The sequence below is a fragment of the Hyphomonas sp. genome (genome assembly GCF_041689225.1).
In the GTDB taxonomy this organism is placed as follows: Bacteria; Pseudomonadota; Alphaproteobacteria; order Caulobacterales; family Hyphomonadaceae; genus Hyphomonas.
Map to the genome: position 1 here is coordinate 1 of NZ_JBDNGN010000183.1, position 4,959 is coordinate 4,959.

At 63.7% G+C, this 4,959-nt stretch carries 5 protein-coding genes; 2 read left to right on the forward strand and 3 right to left on the reverse strand.

The window, feature by feature from the left end; genetic code table 11:
• The coding region (locus ACESNB_RS17665; RefSeq protein WP_373009651.1) for a tetratricopeptide repeat protein at positions 1-523 on the reverse strand (523 nt) is incomplete at its 3' end.
• A 118-nt stretch (positions 524-641) separates the two neighbouring features.
• On the opposite strand from ACESNB_RS17665, the gene ACESNB_RS17670 reads away from it, so the two are divergent.
• Positions 642-2,006 (forward strand): M17 family metallopeptidase, encoded by a 1,365-nt coding sequence (locus ACESNB_RS17670; protein WP_373009652.1) that lies wholly within the window; start codon positions 642-644, stop codon positions 2,004-2,006.
• Here ACESNB_RS17670 and ACESNB_RS17675 read toward each other — a convergent pair.
• Positions 1,994-2,668 carry a hypothetical protein gene (locus ACESNB_RS17675; RefSeq protein ID WP_373009653.1) on the reverse strand — a complete coding sequence of 225 codons (675 nt, stop codon included), beginning with the start codon at positions 2,666-2,668 and terminating at the stop codon, positions 1,994-1,996. The two genes, ACESNB_RS17670 and ACESNB_RS17675, sit on opposite strands and share 13 nt — an antisense overlap.
• Positions 2,669-2,729: 61 nt before the next feature.
• Here ACESNB_RS17675 and ACESNB_RS17680 point away from each other — a divergent pair, with 61 nt between their 5' ends.
• Complete coding sequence (locus tag ACESNB_RS17680) at positions 2,730-3,578, forward strand: SDR family NAD(P)-dependent oxidoreductase (RefSeq protein WP_373009654.1); 849 nt, start codon at positions 2,730-2,732, stop codon at positions 3,576-3,578.
• A 2-nt stretch (positions 3,579-3,580) separates the two neighbouring features.
• Here ACESNB_RS17680 and ACESNB_RS17685 read toward each other — a convergent pair.
• Positions 3,581-4,959, reverse strand: a 1,379-nt coding sequence (locus ACESNB_RS17685) for a diguanylate cyclase domain-containing protein (RefSeq protein ID WP_373009655.1), incomplete at its 5' end; no start/stop codon positions are given.

A 4,959-nucleotide genomic window follows, 5' to 3' on the forward strand; every position in this document is an offset into this window, starting at 1 on the left:
TAAGTGCCCGTTGATAGGCTTGTTGCGCATCCGCATGCCGGTCGAGCTGGTCGAGCGCGGTGCCGAGCCCGCCCCAGGCGGCTGCCATGTCGGGTTCCAGGGTGCCGGCCTGGTTGAATGCCTGCATCGCAGCGCGATAATCCTGCTTGGTCGACAGGGCGCGTCCGAGCACCATCAGGAGTTCGGCACTGTCCGGGTGGACGACCAGAACCTGGGACAGGACATCGATGGCGCGATCATCGCTGCCAATGTCGCGCAGGGCATTGCCGAACGTGATCGCAGTTTCGAGATTCTCCGTGTCCTTGGCATGTTCCTTCGACCAGAAATTGGCTTTGGTCAGTGGGTCGGCGCGGTTGGCTGCAGCCACTTCTTCCGGACTGGCCGGCTCCAGGGCTTCTTCCATCGCCCGCTGCAATTCGGCATTTGCCGCCTTTTCGTCTTTCGTCGCCGTGCTGGCGCAGCCCGTCGTCGCCGCCGCTAGGACGAGCGCGAGGACCGCCAGTGACGTTTTGGCTCTGGACATGGGCTGGCTCCAAGTATGTATCAGGTGCATTCAAGTCCGATTCTGGCCTGATTGAGGTCAAGGTTCGGTTAACAGGACTGACCGTCTGATTAACAAATTGCCCGGAGCGCCATGCGACATGCACAAGAGCTTTACCGCTAAAGGGGCCAAGCCGGCCGCGATCCACCTGTTCACGGTGTCGGGCTTCGAAAGCCTGAAGGACGATCCGTTCCCGGGCGCGCGCGCGCTGGCCAAGGGGCAGGGATTCACGGGCAAAGCCGGACAGGTCGTGTTGCAGGCGGCTGCGGGCGGACAGCTTAGCCATGTGCTGGCAGGGCTGGGTGATGGACGTGACGCGCTGGGCGTGGCTGCAATCTCGGCGAAACTGCCGGAGGGCGATTATGAATTCGCATCGGACGGTGGGCTCGGCTTCGCGAAGATTGCCGCCGGATGGGCAGATGGCGCCTATCGTTTCGACCGGTACCTGAGCGAAAAGGCGAAGCCGCCACGGCTTGTGATTCCATCGGGCGCGGAATCCGACGCCTTGTCGCGTGAGGCGGACGCCGTCGCGCACCTGCGCGACCTGGTGAATACGCCAGCAAGCGACATGGGCCCCGAAGCGCTGCAGGGGGAAGTGGCCGCACTGGCCAAGCTGTATGGCGCCAAGCTGACCACCACGGTGGGGGACGACCTACTGGAGGCGAACTACCCGCTTGTGCATGCGGTCGGCAGCGCGGCGACGTTTGCGCCGCGCTTCCTGGAGCTGGAATGGGGCGACCCGAGCCATCCCAAGCTGGCGCTCGTCGGCAAGGGCGTGACGTTCGATTCCGGCGGCCTGAACATCAAGGGCGGCGACGGGATGCGGATCATGAAGAAGGACATGGGCGGTTCGGCGCATGTCATTGCCCTGTCCGAACTGATCATGGGCAGCGGCCTGAAAGTGCACCTCAAGCTCTACGTTCCCGCTGTCGAGAATGCGATTGCCGGAAATGCGTTCCGGCCCGGCGACATTCTGGCGAGCCGTAAGGGCCTGACGGTCGAGATCGACAATACCGATGCGGAGGGGCGTCTGATTCTTGCGGACGCGTTGGCGCGGGCCTGCGAAGGCGAGCCGGACTTGCTGATCGATTTCGCGACACTGACCGGGGCGGCGCGCGTCGCGCTGGGGCAGGATCTCGCACCGATCTATACCGATGACGACGCCCTCGCAGCGGATGTTCTGGCGGGGTCAAAAACCAGCGGTGACCCGGTGTGGCGCATGCCGCTCTGGGACCCGTACCTGTTAGACCTGAAAAGCCCGATTGCCGATCTCGTCAATTCCGGCGGACGGCAAGCCGGATCGATCACGGCGGCGCTGTTCCTGAAGCAGTTCGTCACCGCGAAGAGCTGGGCGCACTTTGACGTATGGGCCTGGCGCAAGGGCAAGTACGGACGGCCTGAAGGCGGCGCGCCGACAGGCTTCCGGGCCGTCTGGGCAATGCTGGCGGCGCGCTATTCCGCCTGAGGCGGGACGATCCGGACTTCGGACAGGCGGATGGCTTCGCGGACGCGGCCGCGCAGGACCAGCGTGTCGATATTGTCCGGCTCGGCTTGCATGGCGGCTTTGACATCGGCGAGGGCCATGTCGAGGTCGCCGGTATTCAGCCGGGCTTCGGCGCGAAGATGGTGCGCGGTGCCGAAACCGGGTGCGGATTCGAGGGCGGCATCCAGGTCAGATATGGCTTGGGTCCATTGTTCCAGCAAGATGTGGGCGCTGGCGCGGTCGACCAGCAGGTCCGGGTCATTGGGGATGATTTTCAGGGCATTGGTAATCGTCAGGATCGCGGCTTCCGGCGCGCCGGCCACGAGCCAGGCATTGCCGGCCTGGGTGAGATAAAGCGCACGCTTTTCGAGCGTGCCGCCGTCGGTCGCATTGGCCAGTTCTTCAAGCCGCGCTGCACCTTCAGCCTCCTGACCGAGGGCGATCAGCGAGAGGGCAACGCACTGCCGGGAGCCCGGGCGGTTGCCTTCGAAGCTCCAGGCGAGGGCGTCTTCATAGGCTTCTTCCGGGTCTTCATCGATGCGGGCAATACAAGTGTCGAGGCGTGTTGCCTCGCGGGCGGCGAAATCGGCGCTTGCGGTTTGAAAGAAGGCGAACGATACCGCTGCGAAGGCGAGGATAGACATGGATAAAGGGCTCCCGGACCTGTAGTGGTACCTATAGTCATCAGACAGGGCCTCAGTGCAAATGACAGTTCCGCCATCTCTGCTTTTTGTCTTTGGCATGGGTTATTCGGCCCGTCGCCTGGCGGCGCGACTCGTGCCCGCGGGGTGGCGCGTTGCGGGTACCAGCCGGGCGAAAGACGCGGATTTCGGGCCGGGGGTGAGGGTGCTGCAATGGGGTGGTGAGGGGGAGGTGCGTCCGCCGTCCGGCGCGCATTGGCTGGTCACGCTGCCACCCGATTTAGACGGGTGCCCGGCGGCCCGTGCAGTGGGAAAGCGGGCCGGCGAGGCAGCCTCGGTGACCTATCTTTCGACCACGGGCGTTTACGGCGACCTGGGCGGCGGCTGGGCGATGGAATGGAGCCCGGTCAATCCGGGGTCGGCCCGCGCGACCGCGCGGGTTCTGGCCGAGCGGCAATGGCAGGAGGCGACGGGCGGCGCGGTGCGGATCGTGCGCCTGCCGGGCATCTATGGCCCCGGTCGGTCACCCTTCGGGCGATTGCGCGACGGCATGGCGACGCGGGTGGTGAAACCGGGGCAGGTGTTCAGCCGCGTCCATGTCGAGGATATCGCGCGCGGGCTGGAGGCCCTGCTGTCGAAGCCAGCGCTGACCGGCGTGTTCCATCTCTGCGATGATGAACCGGCGCCGCCGCAGGATGTAACGGCATTTGCAGCGGGCCTGTTGGGCCTGGAGACACCACCGGAAGTGGCCATCGCGGATGCGGGGCTCAGCCCGATGGCGCGGAGCTTTTATGCGGAATGCAAGCGGGTCTCGAATTCGCGCACCAAGGCAGCGCTGGGCTGGCGTCCGCTTTATCCATCATATCGGGGCGGCCTCGCCTCTGTACTTGGGGAGGAACAGGCCGGGACCTGAGTTCAGGATTGGACGAGGGATGGCCGTAACGTCTCGATGCCGATCGGGGACTGGCGCTCGTCGTACAGGCGAACGATGCCTTTGCCATCGCGCTTGGCGCGGTAGAGCGCCGCATCTGCTCGCGGGATTCCGGTCTTGAATTCTTCGAGCGTCTGCACGAAGGCAATCCCCACGCTGGCACCGACGTTCAGGGTTTTTGTTCCGAACATGATGGGTCGGTTGATGCGCGCGATGCATTCATTGCCGAACGCCTGGATGTCCGCACGCGGGTCCTGGTCAGCATAGAGCACGATGAATTCATCTCCGCCTGTGCGGTAAGGTTTGGCCCGGCCAAGGCTCAGTTTGTTCAGGCGCTGACCGATGACCTGCAACACCGTGTCGCCCGCTTCATGGCCATGCGTGTCGTTGATCGCCTTGAAACCATCGAGGTCGATGGCGAGCACTGCGGCGCAGGGCGGTTCGGTCCGCGGCTTCGTCGTGTTGAAGGTTGAGTCGAGGTGGCGGCGATTGGGCAGGCCGGTCAGGACATCCGTCGCCGCGCTGGTTTCAGCGTCCTTCACCCGGTTGCTGATTGCCCAGCTGAATTGCAGCACCGTCAGGCATAGGCCAAGTGGCACGACATAATGGTTGAACGTGAGATACGGCGTCAGTTCGAATGCCCGGGCGTACAGCCAGACCGTCGCGAAGATGCAGGGCGACCAGGCCATGAGAATTGCCCCTGCGCCATAGACGCGTCGGCGGTGCAAGACCCAGACGCCTGCAAGCGTGACCACGGGAATGAGGACGGTGACAGTCAGGTAGACCAAGCCGGCGACCGCGTCCGGCAGAAACGTGTAGAGGCCGGACAGGGCGCAAAAGGCGACCATGAAATTCATCGCCTTATGGAAAGCGGGCCAGCGGTTGCGCAGGTCCAGGAAGGCCGCGATGAACAATCCGCCAAGCGCCGTGACCGCGCCCTGGAGCATGTCGACCAGCAGCATCGTGCTGAAATCGCTGTTGGGCCAGAGGAGGGATTTTCCGATACCTGTCGAAAAGGCGATATAGAGCGTGGCCGCGATGCAGAATGCGAAATAGAGCCGGTAGGCGTGGTTGCCGGACGTGCGCATGACCGAGAAGGTATAGGCGGTAAACGTACAAATGACCCCGAGTATCAAGGCATAGATCGCGATGGTCCACTGTGACCAGAACTGGTAATCCGCACTTGAGTGAAACCACATGTTGAGGACGACGATGGTCTTACTGTGGACGCGCAGGTAAATCGTGCGAGATTCCTGCGCGGGGATATCGACTTCAAAGGCAGGGAAAGGATCCAGGATGGCGATTCCATCACGAGCCACCGCGGCACCGGCGCGGCCCGTCTGCGTGACACCATGGTCGTCGA